We start from the raw sequence: 22,651 nt of genomic DNA, 5'->3' as shown, positions 1-22,651 counted from the left end.
CTCGCAACGCTGCCGCAGAGCGCCCCCTCGATATGATCAGCGCCTGGCTCGTATTTTAAGAACGATTATCATTTGCACAGGCAGCCGACAATGGGAAGCCGGGATAATTTCTGTTTTTATATCAGCAAGTTAATGGGCGATTTTGACGCATGGGGAGGGTCGACCCGACCCCCGGACACGGGACGCCCATAGGAATCCCTCCTTCCGGCTGTGGCATTCCGGCCGGAAGGGCCCCTGCCTGCGCCCTCAGGTCCGGACCGACAGGCCGTTATCGACGAACAGCGTCTCGCCATTGATGAAGCTGGCATCCTCGCTCGCCAGGAACAGCACCGCGCGCGCGATCTCGACCGGCTCGCAGATGCGGCCCTGCATGTCGGTGATGTCGGTCTCGCTGACATTGACGCCGTAACCGCGGAGCGCGTCGATCTCGCGCAAGCCATGGCCGGTGCGGATGAAGCCCGGGCAGACGGCGTTGCAGCGGATGTTCTGGTCGCGATATTCGGTCGCGATCGCCTTGGTGAAGACGTGGCAAGCGCCCTTGGTCGAGCAATAGGCGACCTCCATCGGCGTCGCCAGGATCGCCGACACCGACGAGGTGTTGACCACCACGCCCTTGCCCTTCTTCAGCATTCCCGGAATGACCGCGCGGGTCATGAAGAACATGGAGTGGACGTTGATGTCGAAGAGCCGCTTCCATTCCGCGGTGGTGGTCTCGTGGAACGGTTTCACGATGGTGGTGCCGGCATGGTTGTGCAGCACATCGACCGGACCGAAGCGCTCGGCCGCCTGACGGACCGCGCCGGTGACGGCGTCCTCGTTCGAAACGTCGGCCTCGATCATCAGCGCCTGCGCGCCGGACTTGGTGAGCTCGGCCGCCAGGTCGCGCCCGACCTGGCCCAGGATATCGACGATCGTGACCTTGGCGCCCTCGGCCGCGAACAACCGCGAAGCCTCGCCGCCCACGCCGGCGGCCCCGCCCGAAACCAGCACATGGCGACCCTCGAAACGCTTGGAACCCATGACTTCGGAATACTCCCCTGAATGAATGAAGACGGACGCAACGGAGCCTCGCCACGCCATCGGCCCACGCAAGAGACAACACCGACGGTGGACATGGCAAGAGCCGGGTCCCACTCCTTGCCATCGCCCATTCTGTCATTGCCGGACTTGATCCACGGCTGTCCGGTTCCGGTTTCAGCTCCATTGTAGCGCCATTTGATGTGGGTTCGGAATTGGGGCGGTTTCGGGTTCGAGCAGGCGGTCGATGCGCCTGCGATGCATGAGGTTGGCGCGCACGAGGCGGGCGAAGGCCAACGGGCTGTGACCGTCCTTGATGGCTTTCTGTGCCAATCGCAACAACAGGAAAGCGATCAGGGCGACGGCGATCTGGATGCGAACGGCGTTCTCGGAAGTGCCGAGAAAGCGGGTGATTTTCAGGGTCTGCTTGACCCACCGGAAGAACAGCTCGATCGCCCAGCGGCGCTTGTAGAGGTCTGCGATCTCCTGGGCGCTGGCGTCGAGATCGTTGCACAAGATGCGCAGGATCTTGCCGGTTTCGGTCTTCACGCGGATCTCGCGGACCGGGTCTTGGAAGGGGTTTTTGCGGCTGGCGGCTTGGCGGGCCGGGAGATATCCGATCCGGTCGGAGAGAATGGCGCTGCCCCGGGGCAGGGCGTTCTCGGCGACGAGGGTCAGGGGTGTGTTGGATTTGAAGCGAGTGACGATGCGGCATCCGGCAGCGTCCAGCTTGGCCCACCAGGCATAGTCGTAATAGCCGAGGTCGAAGACATAGGTGGCGCCGGGCTCGACCGGCATGTCGTGGGCGGGGGTAATGTCGTTGACATTCGCCGCACTGACAGCGGCATAGATGGGGCGGTCGGCGTCGGGATCGTAGATCACATGCAGCTTGGCGCCGCAGACGCCGGCGCTGAAACGGGCCCAATCGGCGCTCAGACCGCTCAATCGCAAGCCAGTGGAATCGATCAGATAGGTGGTTTCGGCGATCTTGCGGCGCAGCCCGCGATGGGCCTGCTTGATCATCACGGCGAGCAACTCGGCGAACAGCCCGCTCGGCCTTATGGCATTGGCATCGGCCAGCGTCGAACGGCGAACCTCGCCCGTTCCCAGGTGATAGAGCCGCGCCGCGTGGCTCGTCAGCCCGCTCACGATCTCCCGCAGGCTCGTCGCGCCCGAAAGCTGGCCGTAGAGCAGCGCCACGAACTGGCCCTTGGTCGTCAACCGCCGCACCCGAGCATCGCTATTGTGGGCCTCGACCAGCCGATCGAAGTCGAGCCACGCAACCTGCTTAAGAACCGAATGAAATACGCTATTCTGGTGCCGCATGGCGCTGACCCTCTGCCCGTGTCCCGAAACGTTTGCCGACGTTCAGGACCGAGTAGAATCAACGCCATGCACCGCGTCCACAAAAACTCAACCGGACAGCCGTGGACTTGATCCGGCGATCCAGGGAAACGAGACGCGCTGACGGCCCACGCCTCGTCTGGGGCAAGGACTGGATTGCCGGGTCAAGCCCACGGCTGTCCGGTTGAGGTTTCTCCGAGATTGTTTAGAGCGCGGACTTGGAACGCAGAATGCGCATCTGGCCTCGTTCGGGACACGAGACTCCGAAACTGAGTCCACCCCTTCAACGTCTCTGCCTTTCACCACGTCATCTTGTCCCCTCCCCCCTTGAGGGGGAGGTTAGGGTGGGGGTCCAAACCGGCTACATGGGTAACAGAATAGACCGACGACATGGGTAACAGGTCAACTGGTCGGCGAGGAGGACCTTGCCGATGGGATGGACGGAGACCTGTGCCATGACGGAGCGGATGCGGTTTATGACGGCGGTTGAGCAAGGGGACGAGGCGTTTGCGGCGGTGTGCCGGCGTTTTGGTGTGAGCCGGAAGACTGGTTACAAATGGCTGGAGCGTTATCAGGCCGAGGGCGTGTTGGGGCTCATCGACCGCTCGCGGGCGCCGCTCAGCCATCCGGAAGCTGTGCCGGCGGCCATTGCCGAGCGGTGCTTGGCGGTTCGGCGTGCGCATCCCACTTGGGGACCGGTGAAGGTGCGAGCCTGGCTTGAGCGGCAGGACGCGGAGATAGCTTGGCCGGCCGCCAGCACGATCGGAGAGTTGTTCGACCGCGCGGGTCTGACGGTGAAGCGCCGGGTGCGGCGGCGCGGCCCGCCGTCGAGTGCGCCGCTGGCCCATTGCGGTGCTGCCAACGATGTCTGGTGCGTGGATTTCAAGGGCTGGTTTCGCACTGGCGATGGGAGCCGTTGCGAGCCGCTGACCCTGAGCGATGCGCACAGCCGCTATCTTTTGCGCTGCCAGGCGCTGGCGCGGAACGACACCGAGCATGCCTGGCCGGTGCTTGATGCGGCGTTCCGGGAATTTGGTCTGCCGCACTGGCTGCGCTCCGACAACGGGCCGCCGTTTGCTTCGCGCGGGGCCGGGGGCCTGTCTCGGCTGTCGGTCATGGTGATCAAGGCAGGCGTGGTGCCCGAACGCATCCTGCCGGGCAAGCCGCAGCAGAACGGCCGGCTGGAGCGGCTGCATCTGACGCTGCTGCAGGATACGGCCGATCCGCCGGCGTCCTCGTTGCGCCAGCAGCTGAAGCGCTTCAAGGACTTCCAGCGCCTTTACAACGAAGAGCGTCCGCACCAGGCGCTTGGCAACGATACGCAGCGAGGCGCTGGTCGGTGCGCCGATCGGTCTCATCGAGGACGAGGACGGCAACTGGAGTGTCTTCTACGGACCGATCGCACTCGGGTTCATCGCTCATGACGGCGACCGTCTGCGCAAACCCAAACGCAAGGCCTGTGGGCTTGTGGACACCGCTGCGCGTTGCCCACAGGGTCCACAGGCCCAACAGCCGCAGAAGAGCTGAACAAAACGAGAAATGTGTTACCCATGTCCTCGGTCAGAACTGTTACCCATCTTCCCGGTTGCTCAGTGGGGGTGATCGAAGAACGCGATGATGACGGAGCCTTGAGCCACACGAGCTTGGCGAACATCGAGTTTGTGGCCACCCCCCACCCCAGCCTCCCCCTCAAAGGGGGGAGGGGAAGAAAGCAGAGCAACGAGATTCTCCTTCAATGGCGCCAACCGGACAGCCGTGGGTCGAGCCCGGCAATGACAAGAGGAGGAAGCCCTGCCGCCGCTTGATCTGCCACGGCCGCTGGGTCAGTTTCAGCCTTCATGGTCCGCCTTCCCACCACCGCCACGGCCCCCTTCTGCCCCTCCGAAGTCCGCGGCTCGATCTTCGTCGATCCGAGCCTCGCGCTGTGGCGCCGCATGTTGCGCTTCGCCGGGCCGGGTCTGCTCATCTCGGTCGGCTATATGGATCCCGGCAACTGGGCGACCGATATCGCCGCCGGTTTCCAGTTCGGCTACAGCCTGCTGTTCGTGGTGGTGCTGTCGAGCCTCGCCGCGATCCTGCTGCAGACCTTGTGCGTGCGCCTCGGCGTCGCGTCCGGCAAGGACCTGGCGCGGGCCTCGCGCGAGCGCTATCGCCCCGCGGTCTCCCACGGCATGTGGGTGCTGGCCGAGATCGCGATCGTCGCCTGCGATGTCGCCGAGGTGCTCGGCTGTGCGCTCGCCTTGAAGCTCCTGCTGGGCGTCCCCCTCGCCTGGGGCGTGGTGCTGACGGGGCTGGACACGCTGATCGTGCTGGGTTTGCAGGGGCGCGGCTTCCGGCGGCTCGAAGCCATCGTCTTCGGGCTGATCGCCACCATCGCCATCTGCTTCCTGGTCGAGCTGATCCTGGTCGGGCCCGATTTCGGGCTGATCCTCGCGGGCCTGGTGCCTTCGGTTTCGGCCCTGGAGCATAGCGACGCGCTCTATATCGCCATCGGCGTGCTCGGCGCCACGGTGATGCCGCACAATCTCTATCTCCATTCCTCGATCGTCCAGACCCGGCTCACCGGCGAGAGCGTCGCCGCCAAGCGTGACGCGATCCGGCTCGCGACCTGTGACGTGACCGGCTCGCTGCTGCTGGCCCTCCTGGTCAATGCCGCGATCCTGATCCTGGCGGCCGCGGCCTTCCACGAGACCGGCGCCACGACCGTCTCAGACATCGAGGATGCCTATCGGCTGCTCGAGCCGATCGCCGGCACGGCCATGGCGAGCCTGCTGTTCGGCATCGCCCTCCTCGCCTCCGGCCAGAGCTCGACCTTCACCGGCACCGTCGCCGGCCAGGTGATCATGGAGGGGTTCCTCGATCTCAAGATCCCCTGCTATCAGCGCCGCCTGATCACGCGCGGGCTCGCCCTGGTTCCGGCGCTCGCCGGCGTGCTGATCATGGGCGAGCATTCGGTCGGGCGCCTGCTGGTGCTGAGCCAGGTGGTGTTGAGCGCGCAGCTGCCCTTCGCGATCTATCCGCTGATCCGCCTCACCAGCGACCGCAAGCTGATGGGCGACTTCGCCAGCTCGAAGCCCCTGGCCGCGGTCGCCTGGGTTTTGTTCGCCGCCATCACCGCTGCCAATCTGTGGCTGCTGCTGCAGACCTTCGGGCTCGCGTGACGCCCCCGGTTCCAGCGCTCGCAACCCCACTTCATGGCGGAGGCGACCGCCCCTGGCGCCGGGTCTCCAACCCCCCGAGATCCGCCGGCCCACTCTGATCGAACCCGGCTCCAGCATGACATCAATGCCCGTCATCACCACCGGAGCCGGCGCTCCGGGGACCGACGGCGCCAGCCCAACGGCCGCTACGCCGACCGAGGGCGGAACAAGCAACTCCCCGGCCACGGGAGCTATCGCGGAAGGTAACGGCATTCGAATCACGGCCGATCCGACCAACAATGCCCTGCTGATCTCCGCCACGCCCAGCGACTATCGGAAAATCCTCTCCGCCATCAAGCAGCTCGACGTGGTGCCGCTTCAGGTGTTGATCGAGGCGACGATCGCCGAGGTCACGCTCAACGACAAGCTGAAATACGGGCTGCAATGGTTCTTCGACAGCGGCAGCAGCAGCTTCACCTTCAGCTCGCTGGCGACGGGGGCGGTATCAGCGATGTTTCCCGGCTTCTCCTATGTCTTCACGGGCGGCGACAACCGGGTGATCCTGAATGCCCTCTCCGACATCACCAACGTCAAGGTCATCTCCTCGCCCCAGCTGATGGTCCTGAACAACCAATCGGCACGCCTCCAGGTCGGCGACCAGGTACCGATCGCCGTCCAGTCGGCCGTCTCGACCATCGATCCCAACGCGCCGATCGTGAACTCGATCGAGTTCCGGGACACCGGTGTGATCCTCGACGTGGTCCCGCGCGTCAATGCTGGCGGGCTCGTCGTTCTCGACATTGCGCAGGAAGTGAGCGACGTGGTTGAGACCACCTCCTCGACCCTCAACTCGCCGACGATCCGTCAGCGACGGATCGCGAGCACGGTCGCGGTCCAAAGCGGCCAGACTATCGCCTTGGGTGGCCTCATCCGGGACAGCCGAACCGACAGCGAAACCGGAATCCCGCTTCTCTCCGACATTCCCTATCTCGGCAATCTCTTCAAAACGACGTCCCAAACGTCAGATCGCACCGAGCTCCTGATCCTGCTGACCCCGCGCGTCGTGCGCAATTCGGAGGATTCGAGAGAGATCACCGAAGAACTGCGACGCAGGCTGCATGCCTTGCAGCCGTTGGATGAGAAGATTGAATAGGTATTGTCGGCGCTCAGCAGCCGGTCCATGTCATCATAGCCGTAGGTCCAGCTCTCGCTGGTCACGCTCGAGTGGTACCGGCGATGCGGCCTGCGACGTCATGGCCGTAGCGGCTAAGTATTTTGAATGCCTCAACGACATCGGCTCAATCTGGAACCCCTAAAATGATCCCCCATGGGGAACTTAACACTAGCCATAGGAACCATGTTTTCCGGCGCTGGAAAGCAGCTGGCTGCATGAAGTAGGCGGTTACTAAGTATGTTTCGGTCCCCTGATCTTCTCAAATACTTTTCTTTAATCGCGCTTAGTTTTGAGCGGCTAAAAGCGCCATTGCCTCATCTAGCGAACTCGGATGGCCAGGGCTACACAACACAAGGATCAGAGCACGAGCGAGAGAACCGAATATGATTGGTGCTGATCCAACCTCGCCGTACGCCATGCATGTGAGACTCAGAGCGCCACAAGGCTTAGCAATGAGGCTCAGTCGCTGTAGGCCGGTGCATATGCCCGTCGCATATTCAGGTAGGCCTCCGATCGTTACGGTATCCAGTGATCCTGCGAGCGAGTCCGCGTACAGGCGAGCAGTGGACGGCGTATCAGTCGGGATAATGACTTCTAGCGCCCTTCTTTGAATAGGTCGGTACTCTCCTCCAAGCAAACCGTAGTGGAACGAGGCGCCAAATGGTTGAAATACTTCGACCGCTACCGATTTTCTTGATGCGACTGCCGATCCACACTCGAAAACGTGTATTTCACGAACTGTATCGTTAGACAAAAGCGCAGTAGTCGGTAGCTCATCAAGCCACACCCTGGCCCTCCACCCGCGCCTGTTGTCAAATTCCAGAAGAGCCATTATTCAATTCCCCAAAATCTGCACCAGTTAGAGTTGAAGTACTCCGGCATAGAGCTGATGACATCCGGGTGATAAACACTGTAAGGGGAGACACCGTATTTCTCCAATGACGCAGCATGAGCTGCACCATAAGATAGGCCTTGCGCCATTTTGGTGGCCTCGGCAGCTTCGTGGGTGTAAAAAATTGCGTCGGCACCAGAAATCTGTTGCCCTGCTGCCATAGCACTTTCTAATCGCTGTAGCATCGCCGAATTTGCCGGAACATCTCCAAATTGTGCGAGGTGGTTGCGAACCAGATCAAGACCCTTTTGTGTTACGCTTAGCTGGCGCTCGGCAAAAATTCCCAAGCCTCCATCGAGCAGAATGCCGGGACGAAATGCTCCTGTTGCTCTCTCTGCGGCAAAGAGAGCTCCGCCCGCGAAGTTGCCAACTTCTCCTTCTGGGCCACCAAGGAAAAATGATGAGAGTTCCATGCTGACTGCGACGAGCGGTAGAACGTCATAGTGCAGCGACGTACGGAACCCTTGAAACCCTACTTCTCTACCCGTTAAGCCAAACAGGGCTTCCATAGGCGTCGGCATGGAACTGAGAATCTGCCAGCCCAAGGGCTCAGAAGGGGTAGTCCAGCTCATGAACTCGTCGAAGCTAGGCGTAATGATGTTTGTTCCGACGGTTGTCCATATCCCGCCGGGGAAGTTGACTACGTTAGAAGCCTGCATCGGCACGGCGATTAATCCCGACGGGTCGATTGCGCCAACTGGATTGCCATCGGCATAAGAGTATCGATTGGGTCCGACGCCGGGCTGATTGGGATCGGACGGGTCAGCCTGAATGAAGCGAGCCAGGACCGGGTCGTAATAGCGGGCGTTGAGATAGAGGAGGCCCGTCTCGTCGTCGTGGCGCTCGCCGATGAAGCCCTTGCTCTCGGTGACGCCGGCGACGGTGATCAGCCGCTCGCCATAGGGCCGGTAGTTGGCACGCCAGGCGACGGTGCCCGTATTGTCGCTCTCGACCCGGAACGAGCTCAGATTGTCGCGGCTGACCCAGGTGGTGGTGCCGAGGCCGACGCGCCTCGCGTCGCCGGGCAGATACTTCGTCATGGTTGCACCGACGATCTCGATATCGGCGCCTAGATAGATCGTCGTGGTGGCGCCGACGATCTTCTTCAGCCGCGCCCCGTCGGGGCCATAGACGAACTGGACGCTGTTGACCGAGACGAGGCGGTTCTCGCCGTCATAGGCGAGCGTGTCGCCCGGGGCCGTGGTCATGCTGCCATTGGCGTCGTAGCCGTAGGAGCCCAGCGGCGTCGCGGTCACGGCATGCGGCCGGGGAGACCCAGTTGCCGGATAGGTATAAGTCCCGATCAGGGAATTCGTGGAGAGATTGCCGACGGTATCGTAGGTAAAGGTCTGATCGAGGGCGTTGTTGTCGACATTGTCGGCGCTCAGCAGCCGGTCCATGTCGTCATAGCCGTAGGTCCAGCTCTCGCCCGTGATACTCGAGGTGGTGCCGGTGATGCGGCCGGCCGCGTCATGGCCGTAATTGAGGTCCTGCAGCACGGTGGCGCCGGAAAGCGTGTCGATATCGGTGAGCCATTTGCGGGAGGCCTGGTAGCCGTAGGTCGTCGTCACCCCGTTGGCACGGGTCAGCGTCGTGACCTGGCCCAGCGCGTTGTAGGCCGTGTCGGTGACGACCCCGGGGATGGATTTGAGGCGGCCGGCGGAATCATAGACGAAGGGATTGACCGCCGAACCGACGCTGTCGCCGTCCGGATATTGCCGCCAGAGCAGCCGGTCGCCGGCGTCGAAGCCGTTGGCGATCGTGTAGGTCGAGCTGGCGATGACATAGTCTTGGCTCTTCAGATGGCCGGCCTGGTCGTAATTGTAGCGGAGGGTCGCCGCCGCGTTGGCGGCCGTGGTGATCTGGCCCACGTTGAAGAAGGTGGCGCGGGCCTCGTCATAGGTGTTGGTGGTGGTCGCCGCCTGGGGCGTGCCGAAGAGCGAGGTCTTGGTCAACACCCGCCCCAGCGCGTCATAGGTGAACTTGGTGACCTGGCCCTTGGCATCGGTCGACTGTGTCAGCCGGCCGGCATTGTCGTACTGATAGGCCCAACTGCCGAGATCGGGGTCAGAGGTCGCCGTCTTGCGGCCCAGGGAATCGTAGCTGTAGGTCCAGTGATTGCCCGCATTGTCGGTAACGCCGGTCATGCGGCCCAGCAGGTCGTACTGGTAGGAGGTCGAGATGGTGGCGGCGCCCAGCGTGCGGCTCTCGCGCACGACGCGGCCATAGGCGTCGAGATGGGTGGAGATGAGGCGCCCCAGCTCGTCGGTGACGATCCATTTCTCGAAGGCGCCCGTCAGGTTCGAGATCCGGTAGGTTTCCGTGAGGTCGTTGCCGTCCGGGTGATCGCGCTCGATCTTTCGATTCAGCGCGTCATAGCACCAGGCCGTGGTCTGAGTGGCCCCACCGACATAGAACGGATCCGTGCTGCTAATGGTTGTGGTTCCGTTGGGGTTGCGAAGCTCCAAGGAGATCACGATGGCCTGGACTGAAACCACCCGACCCCACTATCGGCGCGAGGCCTTGCGATACGCAAGCGACCTGACGGATGCGGAATGGGCGTTGATCGCGCCCTTGATGCCGATGGCTTCCAAACGGGGGCGGCCAAGAACGACGGATCTGCGCTCGGTGGTGGAGGCGATCCTGTACATGGCTTCGACCGGCTGCCAATGGCGCGCGATCCCCAAGGAGTTTCCGCCCTACTCGACGGTGCAGGGCTACTTCTACGCCTGGTCGCACAGGGGCTTGCTGGCGCAGATCAACCACCTGCTGGTCATGGCCCTGCGCGAGAGGGTCGGGCGCGAGGCCAGCCCCACGGCGGGGGTGATCGACAGCCAGTCTGTGAAGACCACCGAGTGTGGCGGGCCGCGAGGCTTCGATGCCGCTAAGAAGATCAAAGGCCGCAAGCGCCATATCGTCACCGATACCGAGGGCTGCCTGGTTGGGGTGCAGGTTCACGCCGCCGATATCCAGGATCGCGATGGCGCGCCCGACCTGCTGGCGTCGATCCGCTCTCTCTACCCGTGGCTGCGCCATGTGTTCGCCGATGGCGCCTATGGTGGCGACAAGCTGCGCGACGCCATGGTCGCGCTTGGTCAATGGACCTTCGAAATCATCAAGCGCTCCGACGCCGCCAAGGGCTTCGAGTTGCTGCCTCGCCGATGGGTGGTCGAACGCACCTTCGCCTGGCTCGGCCGATGTCGGCGCCTCGCCAAGGACTTCGAAGCCACGATCGACAGCGCCGTCGCCTGGATCCTCGTCTCCCATATCCGCCGTCTCACACGACGTTTGGCGAGACCTTGAAGAGCCCACCGCTTTATGAGTCAGACTCTGAGGGTTGGGGCCGAAATAATTCGAAAAAACGCCCCCTACCGATCCCTGACTGGACAGAGATGAGTCCTCGGCAATAGGCTTGGTAGTCGTGGATTGTCGTCATCCCATTGGCACGGGTCACGCTGCGAGATTTTCGTCCACAAACATCTCAGCAAATTTCTGGGGAAGGAGCGTCACTCCATTAGCGCGAGCGATTTCAAGGTTTCTCGCCCACATATCCCGGATGACGTCCGGCATTTCCGAGGGCATCCGGGCAGCGGCAGCGATTGCTTCGTGCCATTGACCCGCACCACCGTAAATGGTTTGCAGCTTGGGAGCTATTGCGTTCAATTTAACCTGGTCATCTTGAGAAAGCTCTCCGATCACCCAAAGCACATAGAGTTCAAGTAACCTGAGCAATGGCTTTCCATCATAGCGAGGATTTGTGGCCATCTCGCTTCCTAGGCATCATTGATGGCATACTGGATAAGCCTTTGGCAGACTGCCGATGAGCTAGGCTTCTCTTTCAGGGAGGTAATCCAGTCCTCCACAAAATCGCTCGCAATGCTTATCTCAAGAAAGTATTTCATGCCAGCTTCGGCTGCCTCTGGTGGCAACCCACCCGACTTCGGTTCAGGCGCAACAATCGCATCTGAATCTTCCGTCCAAGGCTCTAAAGCATAGATGGTATCATTGCCGTCAAATTCAGACAGCCGCTCGACTATTTCGGCCAGCCTAACTACTCGCCCCATATAGAATAACCCCCTCTGCCATCCGGGTGCAGGGCATCCTGGAAGATGGACCCTGGCGCGTGTTGTGATCTTGGCACGAGTTGCATCACGCCGGGCTCTGGTGCGTGGTGCCATGTAAAGCCAGCGGGCGAGGTTCGTGGAGCGAGTCCCATCGGCGTCCTTTCAAGGTTAACCCCCAAACTTTGCATGTCCAGAGTAAAATCCGGGTCCCATTCCATCGCCTTCAAAAGAGATTCGTTTGCTTCTTGGAAATGCGCACCCCGCGAAACGCCCGGATATGACGTCGGGCTGAGCTTCGTCTCAAATGCCACGCTGTAGAACTCGCCGGTAAGTCCGCGAACCGCTGTGCTCTCTGCGGGAAGAGCGGTGCCGGTCTTGCCGATCCCAGCGAGTGTGCGCAGCCCGCTCACTCCAACCTCACCGAGTCCCCCGATGATCGTGCCAGGAGGGCCCATACCCTGAAGCGAAGCATAGAGACCCAAATCACCCAGTGGCGATTCTAGAAACGTGGTCAGGGCGGTTTGGAAAGGACCTACGAAAAAATTCTCGTAGACATCGATATAGGGCTGCAGCGCGAACTGAGCCACATTCAGCGCCGGCTCGAGATAGCCCCATCCACTATTGTAAGGAATGTAAGGTCCAATACTGAGAGCAGGGATATTAACCTCGATCTGCACACGCGGCCCGCCGGCCGGGTAGACGAAGTTCTGAGAAGGCAATGGCACGCCGACGAGCCCCGAAGGATCCAGCGCACCGATCGGATTGCCACCGGCATAGGTATAGCGATTGGGCCCGACACCAGGCTGGCTGGGGTCCGATGGGTCGGCCTGGATGAAGCGGGCCAGCACGGGGTCGTAGTAGCGGGCATTGAGATAGAGCAGCCCCGTCTCGTCGTCATGGCGTTCGCCGATGAAGCCCTTGCTCTCGGTGACACCGGCGACAGTGACAAGCCGCTCGCCATAGGGCCGATAATTGGCACGCCAGGCGACGGCGCCGGTGCCGTCACTCTCGACACGGAACGAAGTCAGGTTGTCACGATGGACCCAGGTGGTGGTGCTGAGGCCGACGCGTCTCGCGCCGCCCGGCAGATACTTGGTCTCGGTCGTGCCGACGATCTCGATGTCGGCGCCCAGACAGATCGTGGTGGTGGCGCCGGCGATCTTCTTCAGCCGCGCCCCGTCGGGGCCATAGACGAACTGAACGCCGTTGACCGAGACCAGACGGTTCTCGCCGTCGTAGGCGAGCGTGTCGCCCGCGGCCGTGGTCATGCTGCCATTGGCGTCGTAGCCATAGGAGCCCAGCGGCGTCGCCGTCACGGCATGGGGTCTCGGCGATCCTGTCGCCGGGTAAGTATAGGTCCCGATCAAGGAGTTCGTGGAGAGATTGCCGACGGTGTCGTAGGTGAAGCTCTGGTCGAGCGCGTTGTTGTTGACATTGTCGGCGCTCAGCAGCCGGTCCATGTCGTCATAGCCGTAGGTCCAGCTCTCGCCCGTGATGCTCGAGGTGGTGCCGGTGATGCGGCCGGCCGCGTCATGGCCGTAGTTGATGTCCTGCAACACGGTGGCGCCGGCAAGCGTATCGATGTCGGTGAGCCATCGGCGGGAGGCCTGGTAGCCATAGGTCGTCGTCACCCCGTTGGCGCGGGTCAGGGTCGTAACCTGGCCCAGCGCGTTATAGGCCGTGTCGGTGATGACGCCGGGGATGGATTTGAGGCGCCCGGCGGAATCGTAGAGGAAGGGGCTGCCCGCCGAGCCGACGCTGTCGCCGTCCGGATATTGCCGCCAGAGCAGCCGGTCCCCGGCGTCGAAGCCGTTGGTGATCGTGTAGGTCGTGCTGGCAATCACGTAATCCTGGCTCTTCAGATGGCCGGCCTGGTCGTAGTTGTAGCGGAGGGTCGCCGCCGCATTGGCGGCGGTGGTGATGTAGCCCACATTGAAGAAGGTGGCGCGCGCCTCGTCGTAAGTGTTGGTGGTGGTCGCCGCCTGGGGCGTGCCAAAGAGCGAGGTCTTGGTCAGCACCCGCCCCAGCGCGTCGTAGGTGAATTTGGTGACCTGGCCCTTGGCGTCGGTCGACACTGTCGGCCGTCTCGACCATCGATCCCGACGCGCCGATCGTGAACTCGATCGAGTTCCGGGACACCGGTGTCGTCCTCGATGTGATCCCGCGCGTTAATGCTGGCGGGCTCGTCGTCCTTGATATCGCGCAGGAGGTGAGCGATGCGGTCGAAACGACCTCATCGACCCTGAAGTCGCCCAGGATACGTCAGCGGCGGATCGGAAGCACGGTCGCGGCCCAAGGCGGCCAGACTATCGCCTTGGAGAGCTCAACCGCGACAGCAGGACCGACGGAGAGACCGGAATTCCGCTTCTGTCCAACATTCCTTATCGCGGCAATCTGTTCAATACGACGTCTAAAACGTCAGATTGCACCGAGCTTCTGATCCTGTTGACGCCGCGCGTCGTGCGCAATCCGGAGGATTCTCGAGAGATCACAGAAAAACTGCGACGTAGGCTGTAACGTGAGCCCCGTTTCTCATCCAGCGATTGGTAGAGTCTCGCTGTGAGTTGAGCCCATCTGGGCGGTTGGGGCAACGGCCATGGGTGCGGAGCCCTCAACAAGCGCAGCGCCCGATGGCCGCAACCGCCTGGCTCCTGTTCGCCGGCATCACGGCGGCCAATCTCTGGCTGCTGCTGCAGACCTTCGGGCTGGCCTAGCGACGCCGGGCCCGCGCTAGGCCGGCGAAGGCTCGAAGCGCCGGAGAACCAGCACCGAGCAGCTCGCATGCTGGGCGACGTGAGCGGCATTCGGGCCGATCAGGTAGTCGCGCATCTCGGGCCGGTGCGATGCCATCACGATCAAATCGGCGCCGCATTCGCGCGCGGCATCGAGAATCTCGTGCCCGATGCTGCCCAGTCGAACGACTTCTTCCATGGCCTGGCCCTCGGCGCGGTGGGAGGCCACAATCTCCGCCAGCCTGCCCTTGGCGTCGGTCACCATCATCTCGAGCTGATAGCCCAGATGCACCCCCTCGAGCATGGCCTTCACGTCGCGCACCACGGTCATGACCGTCAGCGCCCCCCCGCCCGCTCTGGCAAGCTCGATCGCCTGAGGCAGGGCGAACTGCCAGCTGCTGCGATGGGCGATGTCGATAGGCACGAGAATCGATTTGAACATGACAAGCCTCGTTGGATTCGAAGGACAGATCGGCTCTCAACGGAATTGGGTCGGCGTCGCCAGCCCGCCGCCCGGATGGCGGATCAGAAAGCCGACCAGGAGCGAGACGAGCCCGGCGGCGAGGCCGCCCGCGATGGCAAGGCCCCAATCCAGGAGATGCAGGGGTCGCAGATGCACGAGCGGTGCGAGCGCCGGCGTCTGCACGAAGAGAAGAAGGCTGGCGAGACTGGCAAGGACCACGATGCGGGCGGTCCAGCCGCTCAACGCGCTCAATGTTGCCGTGACAATGGCGCCCGCCACGACCAGCGCGACCAGCGCCATCGCGCGGGCATGCTCGACGTCGCCACCCGCCCCCAGCGCGAAATGATATCCCAGGACAACGACGATGGTGATCATCGCGCCGACGGTGCCGATCGCGAGCCAGGATCCGCGGCCGAAGAACCGGGGCCGCCCGCCCCGCTCCACCGGCATCAGCTCCGCCGATGTCGGCAGTTCCTGGAAGACCAGGAGGGCGGTCGGGTGAATGATCAGCTCGAGCCAGACGATATGGATGGGGAGATAGAGCAGCGGATAGCCGGCGAGCGGGATGATCGCGGCGCTGAGGATGAGCGGAATATGCACCATCAGCAGGTAGGCGAAGCTCAACTGCAGGTTCCGGAAGAGCTGGCGGCCCTCGGCGATGGCCCGAACGATGGTGCGAAAATTGTCGTCCATCAGGACGATCGCGGCGACCTCGCGGGCGCTGCGCGTTCCCCGTTCGCCCATCGCGATGCCGATATCCGCAGCCTGCAGTGCCGGAACGTCGTTCACGCCGTCGCCCGTGACCGCGACGATCTCGCCACGGGCCTGCAGGGCCCGCACGAGCTCGAGCTTCTGCGAGGGAACGACGCGCGCGAGCACGTCCGCATGGTCCCACCGGGCGGTTTCGGCTGGGCCGGCGCCGTCCTGCATCTCCTGCCCCGTCAGGACGACGGGCGCAGCGCCGCCCAGGCCGATCTCGCGTGCGATCGCCTCGGCCGTGGCCGGGTGATCGCCCGTGACCATGATCACGCGAATGCCGGCGGCGCGGCAGGCCTGGATCGCCTCCTTCACGCCTGCGCGCACCTGGTCCTCGAAGGCGAGCAGACCTTGGAACGAGTATCCGCGATCGGGTTCCCCGCCCTGCCACCGCCCTTCGTCCAGGATCAGATCGGCGCAGGCGATCACCTTATGGCCGCTCGAAGCGAATCCGGCGACCTTCCCGCGCCACGATTCCCCCTCGGCTCCGGCCAGGGAGCACATGCCGAGCACCGTTTCGGGAGCGCCCTTCATCACGGCGTGGCACCGCCCATCGGGCAGGCGAACGATGACCGTTTCCCGGCGCCGGTCTTCGGTGAAGGGAAATGTCGCCAGGCGCTCGGCTTCCGGAGGGCTCGCGGCTTCGACGAGGGCGATGTCGAGCGGATCTCCGCTGTCGGCGCGGGCCGCCAGCGCCGCCAGCTTCACCAGGCCGTCCGCCGCGCACCCCGGAGCCGCCTCTTGATGCGCCAGGACCAGGCGCCCCTCGGTCAAGGTGCCGGTCTTGTCCGAACATATGCAAGTGACGCGGCCGATATTCTCGACGGCGACGGCCCGGCGCACCAGGGCCTGCCGCCGGGCGAGGCGATAGACGCCCACGCCCAGAAAGAATGTAAACACCACCGGAAATTCTTCCGGCAATGCCGCGACGGCCAAAGTCACGGCGCTGAGGAAGGCGTCGACGAGCCCGTGACCCTGAAGGAGTCTGATCGCCGCGAGCACGACGCACATGATGAGGGCCGCCACCAGCAGGATCGCCACCAGCCCGCCCACGGCCGTCTGCAAGGGGGTCTTGGCATGCGCGCCGGATAGCGCCGAACGCACGATCTCGCCATAGAGCGTTTCGCCGCCGATATGGGTCACGCGCAATTGCGCATGACCGGTGAGCAGCCTTGTCCCCGCGAAGGCCCAATGCGCTTCTCCGGCTCTGCCGCCGGTTGCCGCTTGCCAGTCGATCGGCTGCTTTCGGACCGGATAGGCTTCGCCGGTGAGAGCGGATTCGTCGACCTGAATCTCCGCACCCGCGACGACGAGACCGTCGGCCGGGAAGAGCTCCCCGGGACCCAGCAGGGCCAGATCGCCGGGAACGAGCTCCCGGGCCGGAATCTCCACGGCGACGCCGTCGCGCATTGCCGTGGCGCGGGCGGCAAGGCGGCTGCTCAACCCTTGGGTCGAGGCTTGGGTACGACGGTGGAGATAGGCGTCCATCCCGACGAGCGGCACCAGAGCGCCGAGCAGGATCGCTGCTTCGACGAGTTCGCCCAGAATGCCGAACAGCAGGCTGGTCCCCAGGAGAAACCAGATCATCGGATCGCGCGCGGTGTCGCGGGCCAAATCGCGCCAGCTCGCGGGCGGGGTTTCGACGATGTCGTTGAAGCCGTACAGGCCGCGGCGTGCCGAAATGTCGGCCGCGGTCAAGCCCTGGTCGGATCCCCGCAGGTTGCCGAGGCGATCAGCAGGGATGGCGCGATTGGGCATGGCAGACGGGCCGCTCTCAGTGGCGAGCGATTTGAGACGGAGCAACGCCGGCAGTAGGCACGACGTCGACCATGAGCCCGAATGTCCCTTCCCCGGCCGTGGATCGAACCGCGATACTGCCGCCGCTCAGGAGAGTCAGGGGTACGCGAGCGGTGGCAAACGGCGTCGATCGTCAAACTCATTCTTATCGGCAAAGGTTAGCCGAAGGCGCCGAGGCAAGCGAGGCATTCTCCCCGACATCTTTGTCTGGATGAGAATCAGACGCAGGCGCGCCACCGGTTCTCAGCGCGCGATAGCGCCTGCGCATCGACATCATAGGTTGTCGGCATTTCCGCTGCCGGCCGCCCTCGCGTCATGATGACCGTCGAAGGCCCCGTCGGATGCGGGGTTCCCCAAGACGAGACGGAGTCACCATGTTCACCCGCCCCATCGGATATCTATCGGCTGCGATTCTGGCCTTCGGGCTGCTGGGCTGTGCCGCACAGCCGATGTCCCAGGCCGCCGACGGGCCCGCAGCGGCGGCCAACGGCATCGTCGTCGCCAAGAGCGGCTATGCGATGAGCGAGACCCTCAGCCGCCTGAAGCAGGACATCGCCGCCAAGGGGCTGATGTTCTTCCAGGAGGTCGATCAGTCGAAGCTCGCGACCGCCGCCGGCGTCGATCTGCGGCCCTCCACCCTGCTCGAGTTCGGCAATCCCGCCTTGGGCGGCCAGTTCATGACCGCCAATCCGCAAGCCGGCATCGATTGGCCCGTGCGGCTCCTTGTGTTCGAGGACCCGAATGGACAAGTCTGGGTCGAGTACACCGACTTCGCCTATATCGCGAAGCGCCACGCCGTCACGGACCGCGACCCGCAATTCAAGATGGCCTCGGACGTCATCGCCTCGATTGCGTCGAGCGTTACGACGCCCTGACGGTCGGCCGGCGACCAGCATGAAGCGCTCCGCCCTGTTCAATATTGGACAGGCGCCGATCGTTGCATGACCTAGATTGAGGTCGCTTCCCCTAGCCCCGGTTGTGGCCCTGTCGGCCAATCGGGATTTTCCCGCACGGCATGTCATTGCGCCGGTCTTCAAGCGCTGGGATTCAGCGCGCGCACCGCAGCGGACGATCTCTTTCCACCGAGCGACGTCCCGGACCGGCCCCGAAAGGCAGATCTGGCAATGAACCGGCCCTCCCCCGGCGCCTGATGGCGAGGTCCACAACCAGGAGCCACGACATGAAAACCGCCCTTGCCCTCACCGCCGCGGCCGGATTGCTGCTGTTCACCGTCTCGACCGGCTTCGCCGACGATTCCCGCTACTCGCCCTGGCAGGGCCAGGTGCAGACCGGCGACATGACCGAGTTGCTGAAGAATCTCCGGGCCCTGACCGACCAGGCCGAGCAGGACAAGGCCGCGGATCCCGAGTTCCTGGCCGATCTGCGGTCGATGGCCAGCGAATATGAGGATCGTGCCCGCTGGCCCACGCGACTGCTCTACGACAATTTCAGCGACGGCAACCTCACCGGCAAGCCCACCTGGACGATCGTGGCGGGAGACTGGCGTGTCGCCACCAACAGCAGCGGCACCAACGCCTTGACCAGCCGGGTCCGCAAATATGGCAGCTACAGCTCGACCTCGAGCACCAGCAACGGGACCGATATCGTCGCCGCGGTCCTGGCCGCCGTCCTGGCCCGGCAAAATGGCACCACCACCTCGACGCAACAGACCCAGGACGCGCCGGCCTCGATCCTCGTTCCCGTGGCGATCTCCGACCAGTTCTCCATCCGGATCGAGATGGCCTCCCGCGAGAGCCGTGGCCAGTTCAACTACGGCGTCTATGCCGGACAGAATGGCGAGCGGTCCTATCAGCTCGCCTACCTCCCCGGCGGCGCCAACGGCCTGTCCCTGTCGCGTGTGACGCCCCAGGGCAGCCAGCTGCTGGCGACTTCCGCCGGCGCCATCAACCTCGAAGACAACCAGCTCCATGTCATCGAATGGAAGCGGGGGTTGTCGGGGAAAATGACGGTCGCCCTCGATGGCCAGACCGTGATCGAAGCCACCGACGTCGGCAGCCGCAAGCCCTTCACCGGGTTCATGATGGTCAATAGCGGCGGCAACTTTGCCATCCAGTCTGTGGCCATCAACGGCACCGCCAAATAAGCCTTGAGCCGCCGGCGTTCGATCGCCGTCAGCGCTGCGCGACGACCAGCCTTAGGGAGCCCTCGAACTCGGGCCGGGCGCGCAGATAACCCAGCCGCCGGTCCCACGCGCCGCTGTCGAGATCCTGCTTGAGGTGGCGCTCGAACCGGGAGACCGCCGCTGCGTCGACGAAGCTCCAGGCCGAGCAGGCCAATCGCGCGGCCGGATCAAGCAGGCGTTCCGGCCTGCCGTAATAGGCCTCGTTGAACCCGTCGATGCAGTCCAACGGAATCGGGACCGACGAGACCTCGATGCGCGGGCCCAGGACCTTCGTCATTCTCTCGATCGAAGGATAGCGTCCCGCTTCGATCGCAATGGCCTCCGGCGCATAGAGGTCGAGCCAGAACCGGCCGAGCTCGCCGGGGTCGCAGGTCAGGATGACGACCGGTCCCCGCGTGACCCGCCGCATCTCGCGCAAGCCCGCCTCCAGATCCCGCCACTGATGCACCGTGAAGCTCGCCATGCCGGCGTCGAAACGGCTGTCTTCGAACGGCAGCTGTTCCGCGACGGCATCGATCGCAGCCGGCAGGTGAGCGGGCCGCTGCGCGCGCATGGAAGCGGAAGGCTCGACCGCGGTCACGATCCGGTCGGTCGGCTCGTAGGAGCCGGCGCGAGCCCAGACATTCAGAATGGATCGCGCGTCGCCCAGCGCCGCCCCGATGAGAGCGGCAATGCGGGGATCCGGCCGGCGGAAGCGTGCATAATCGGCGCCGATCGCCCCGTAATTGGCATCGCCGGCGCTGCCGTCCCCATGCCGCAGGACCATCCCCGCCCCTTCCCTTCACCGCCGTTGTGCCGCATCACCGTGCACTCTTCGATCCCGGCGCGCCCATTCTGGCTGACCGTAATCCGCCCGGTCCAGCCTGGCAGCGGAATGTCAGCGAAACTTCACACATAGAAAAGCCCGCCACCGGCCCGGGAGGGGGAACCAGTGGCGGGCTCTGGTTGCTTCAGCAGCAACTCTTGTTAATTCAAGGCCTGCCTGGCCCCGTCACGCCTGGCGCGATCGAACCGTCGGATCGCCGCGGAGATCCCCGCGGCGGTCGTCGGGCCCGGCGTCAGCGAACCACATGCCAGTTGTTGTTATAGTTGTTGCCCTCGACGTCGCCCGGGTTCCTGTCCTGGACATAGGTGTAGAGGGGCATTCCGTTGCTCGCCCACTGCTTCTTCCCATCGAGGCGGGAGATCAGCGTCATGTTGCCGGATGGCACGGCGGACGCATTGGCGAGGAAAGGCGGCCAATATTCGGCGCATTGGCCATAGCATTGCGACTGGCCGACATTGTCTCTGTCATAGGTGTAGAGCGTCATGCCGTTGTCGGTCGACAGCACGCGTCCCGTGCTTGTCGGCATCATCTTGAACGTGCTGGGGCTGGGCTGGTAGTTCGCCTGCGGCTGCCCGGTGTAATGGACATAGATGTCCACGACGCGGTTCTGAGCCTCGGAGACGCCGTCGACCGTTCCCACGGCCTGCTTCACCTGTCCGGTCCAGGCGGTCTCGACACGACCCGTCGGGATCTTGCCCGTGCCGAGCAGCGCATCGCGCACCGCATTGGCCCGGCGTTGCGACAACTCCCTGTTGTAGCTGGCACTGCCGGCTGTATCGGTGCGACCGACGATTGTCACCCAGGCGTTGTTGTTGCCGGCGACGAGATTGCCGACATCGCGAATGGTCTGCTGGCCCTCGGCATTGATGTTGGATCGATTGGTCTGGAAATCGACCTGATACATGCTGGGCTGGGAGTTGGCCATCGGTGCCGGTGCCGCGGCGACCGGTGCAGGCTGGGGAGCGGGTTGCTGCGCCTGCTGATGGGGTTGGGAGGCGCAAGCCGCGAGCAGGGCGAAGCTGCCGACTGCCGCAAGCTGTCGCCATGAGCTCAAGAGCTTTGTCATGGGGGAATCCTTCGGATGATGGGAGGCGCCTGGCGCTCGGATGGCGCAGGCTTGCCTCTTTCTAGGCCCCGAATCCCCGCCGCGCTGTGCAATAGGAGACAGTGCCGGCGATTATTTTCCCATCGTCCGGTCGCGCCGAGTGCCGCCGTCAGTCATGGACCACGATGTTCAGCAGCGAGCTGTGCACTTTCAAGCTGCCGTTATATTCGATGAAGCCCAGCTTGCGGAACTTGTTCATGAAGAAGTTGATCCGCGAGCGCGTCGTCCCCACGCGGGCCGCCAGCACCTCCTGGCTGATCTTCGGGATGACCGTCTCCATCTTCCCTTCCTTGCCGAAGCTGGCCAGCAGCAGAAGCAGCCGCGCCAGCCGTCTCTCGCTGGAATTGAACAGCTGGTCGACCAGATCCGCCTCGAACTGGATGTTGCGGGAGAGCAGGAAGGCCATGAACATCTCGGAGAGTTTCGGCTCGTCGTGAAGCACGCGGATCATCGTGTCGATCTCGATCCGCGCGATCACGGAATCGCTCATCGCCACCGCCGAAGCGATATGGAGAGGCTGCCCGGCCAGGCATCCCTCGCCGAAGAAATCGCCGGCGCTCAGCATCGCGATGACACCTTCCTTCCCCTGCTGGGACACGACGGTCAGCTTCACTTTGCCTTTCTGGATGTAGAAGACCGCGTCGGCGGCATCACCCTGCCGGAAGACACCCTTGCCCGACTTGAACTTGATCGTGGACCGGCCGGCCCCCACCGAGCTCAGGAAGGCGTCGGCATCGAAGGGCGGCGCCACCGCCATCACCGCGGCCTCGCGAGGCCTGGCGATCGGGACAAGCTTGGCAGGATTTCCGGAAGACTTGCCGTTGCTCTTCCGCTTCATCTTCGATGTTTGCACGTCCATCCTCAATAAAATCCCCGGCAGGCGGCGCCTCGAACCTCGATGGCGCAATTCCATGCCCGAAGATGCCGACCCCTGGCGTGACTGCCATAGGGCCTCTCGATCGCGATCGCGGGATGCGCGAGCGCCCCCCATCCCAGGACAACGACGCTGAATCATCAGCCGCTGGCCTCGGACCCGCCGGCGCGCCCAAGTGCTTCAATCACTTTATCTATGCTTCGATCACTCTAAAGGAAACGATCCGCCGTTACAGATCAAACTCAGGGAGCCCGTGCCGCGGCCCGGCGGCTGCGGGATCGCGAGACGGAACGCGGAAGGGGGGTCAACCGTTGTGCAAGGGGC

Annotated in this window: 17 protein-coding genes and 1 pseudogene; 7 read left to right on the top strand and 11 right to left on the bottom strand. The window is 63.6% G+C overall.

What is annotated here, in order from left to right:
• Positions 1–246: 246 nt before the first annotated feature.
• On the bottom strand, positions 247–1,020 hold the full coding sequence (locus tag FRZ44_RS08645) for an SDR family NAD(P)-dependent oxidoreductase (protein ID WP_151176803.1): 774 nt from the start codon (positions 1,018–1,020) through the stop codon (positions 247–249).
• A 174-nt stretch (positions 1,021–1,194) separates the two neighbouring features.
• Entirely contained in the window at positions 1,195–2,343 is a 1,149-nt protein-coding gene (locus tag FRZ44_RS08640; RefSeq protein WP_151175409.1) for an IS4 family transposase, read from the bottom strand.
• 473 nt (positions 2,344–2,816) lie between these two features.
• Here FRZ44_RS08640 and FRZ44_RS08635 point away from each other — a divergent pair, with 473 nt between their 5' ends.
• From FRZ44_RS08635 to FRZ44_RS08625, 3 genes are all read left to right on the top strand, one after another.
• Complete coding sequence (locus tag FRZ44_RS08635) at positions 2,817–3,785, top strand: integrase core domain-containing protein (protein WP_225308606.1); 969 nt, start codon at positions 2,817–2,819, stop codon at positions 3,783–3,785.
• A gap of 414 nt (positions 3,786–4,199) precedes the next feature.
• Entirely contained in the window at positions 4,200–5,522 is a 1,323-nt protein-coding gene (locus FRZ44_RS08630; RefSeq protein WP_151176802.1) for an Nramp family divalent metal transporter, read from the top strand.
• A 115-nt stretch (positions 5,523–5,637) separates the two neighbouring features.
• Positions 5,638–6,654 carry a type II secretion system protein GspD gene (locus FRZ44_RS08625; RefSeq protein ID WP_151176801.1) on the top strand — a complete coding sequence of 339 codons (1,017 nt, stop codon included), beginning with the start codon at positions 5,638–5,640 and terminating at the stop codon, positions 6,652–6,654.
• 852 nt (positions 6,655–7,506) lie between these two features.
• On the opposite strand, the gene FRZ44_RS08620 is transcribed toward FRZ44_RS08625, so the two are convergent.
• Positions 7,507–10,035 (bottom strand): RHS repeat-associated core domain-containing protein, encoded by a 2,529-nt coding sequence (locus FRZ44_RS08620; RefSeq protein WP_151176800.1) that lies wholly within the window; start codon positions 10,033–10,035, stop codon positions 7,507–7,509.
• A gap of 10 nt (positions 10,036–10,045) precedes the next feature.
• Here FRZ44_RS08620 and FRZ44_RS08615 point away from each other — a divergent pair, with 10 nt between their 5' ends.
• Positions 10,046–10,870 carry an IS5 family transposase gene (locus FRZ44_RS08615; protein WP_151176799.1) on the top strand — a complete coding sequence of 275 codons (825 nt, stop codon included), beginning with the start codon at positions 10,046–10,048 and terminating at the stop codon, positions 10,868–10,870.
• A 147-nt stretch (positions 10,871–11,017) separates the two neighbouring features.
• Here FRZ44_RS08615 and FRZ44_RS08610 read toward each other — a convergent pair whose 3' ends face one another.
• The 3 genes from FRZ44_RS08610 to FRZ44_RS08600 are packed head-to-tail and all read right to left on the bottom strand — an operon-like array spanning position 11,018 to position 13,706.
• Complete coding sequence (locus FRZ44_RS08610) at positions 11,018–11,332, bottom strand: hypothetical protein (RefSeq protein WP_151176798.1); 315 nt, start codon at positions 11,330–11,332, stop codon at positions 11,018–11,020.
• Positions 11,333–11,340: 8 nt separating this feature from the next.
• Positions 11,341–11,631, bottom strand: a complete 291-nt coding sequence (locus FRZ44_RS08605; RefSeq protein WP_151176797.1) for a hypothetical protein — start codon at positions 11,629–11,631, stop codon at positions 11,341–11,343.
• Complete coding sequence (locus tag FRZ44_RS08600) at positions 11,619–13,706, bottom strand: RHS repeat-associated core domain-containing protein (protein WP_151176796.1); 2,088 nt, start codon at positions 13,704–13,706, stop codon at positions 11,619–11,621. Before FRZ44_RS08600 ends, FRZ44_RS08605 begins: the two co-directional genes overlap by 13 nt.
• 38 nt (positions 13,707–13,744) lie before the next feature.
• Here FRZ44_RS08600 and FRZ44_RS08595 point away from each other — a divergent pair.
• Positions 13,745–14,148: pseudogene (locus tag FRZ44_RS08595) on the top strand (type II secretion system protein GspD).
• A 213-nt stretch (positions 14,149–14,361) separates the two neighbouring features.
• Here FRZ44_RS08595 and FRZ44_RS08585 read toward each other — a convergent pair.
• Together FRZ44_RS08585 and FRZ44_RS08580 are read right to left on the bottom strand one after the other, a co-directional pair.
• Entirely contained in the window at positions 14,362–14,805 is a 444-nt protein-coding gene (locus tag FRZ44_RS08585) for a universal stress protein (protein WP_151176794.1), read from the bottom strand.
• A gap of 36 nt (positions 14,806–14,841) precedes the next feature.
• Positions 14,842–17,280, bottom strand: coding sequence for a cation-translocating P-type ATPase (locus tag FRZ44_RS08580; protein ID WP_263641913.1), 2,439 nt, complete (start codon positions 17,278–17,280; stop codon positions 14,842–14,844).
• A gap of 473 nt (positions 17,281–17,753) precedes the next feature.
• Between FRZ44_RS08580 and FRZ44_RS08575 the strand changes: the two genes are divergently transcribed.
• Both FRZ44_RS08575 and FRZ44_RS08570 read left to right on the top strand, forming a co-directional pair.
• Complete coding sequence (locus FRZ44_RS08575) at positions 17,754–18,254, top strand: DUF302 domain-containing protein (protein WP_225308605.1); 501 nt, start codon at positions 17,754–17,756, stop codon at positions 18,252–18,254.
• 305 nt (positions 18,255–18,559) lie between these two features.
• Entirely contained in the window at positions 18,560–19,483 is a 924-nt protein-coding gene (locus tag FRZ44_RS08570) for a hypothetical protein (protein WP_151176792.1), read from the top strand.
• 28 nt (positions 19,484–19,511) lie between these two features.
• On the opposite strand, the gene FRZ44_RS08565 is transcribed toward FRZ44_RS08570, so the two are convergent.
• From FRZ44_RS08565 to FRZ44_RS08555, 3 genes are all read right to left on the bottom strand, one after another.
• On the bottom strand, positions 19,512–20,288 hold the full coding sequence (locus FRZ44_RS08565; protein WP_151176791.1) for a class I SAM-dependent methyltransferase: 777 nt from the start codon (positions 20,286–20,288) through the stop codon (positions 19,512–19,514).
• Positions 20,289–20,580: 292 nt separating this feature from the next.
• A complete protein-coding gene (locus tag FRZ44_RS08560) occupies positions 20,581–21,414 on the bottom strand; it encodes an OmpA family protein (protein ID WP_151176790.1) in 834 nt (277 codons plus the stop codon).
• Positions 21,415–21,562: 148 nt separating this feature from the next.
• On the bottom strand, positions 21,563–22,312 hold the full coding sequence (locus FRZ44_RS08555; protein WP_225308604.1) for a Crp/Fnr family transcriptional regulator: 750 nt from the start codon (positions 22,310–22,312) through the stop codon (positions 21,563–21,565).
• Positions 22,313–22,651 lie beyond the last annotated feature (339 nt).

It is taken from the genome of Hypericibacter terrae, assembly GCF_008728855.1.
In the GTDB taxonomy this organism is placed as follows: Bacteria; Pseudomonadota; Alphaproteobacteria; order Dongiales; family Dongiaceae; genus Hypericibacter; species Hypericibacter terrae.
This window is presented reverse-complemented; position numbering and strand designations above follow the sequence as displayed.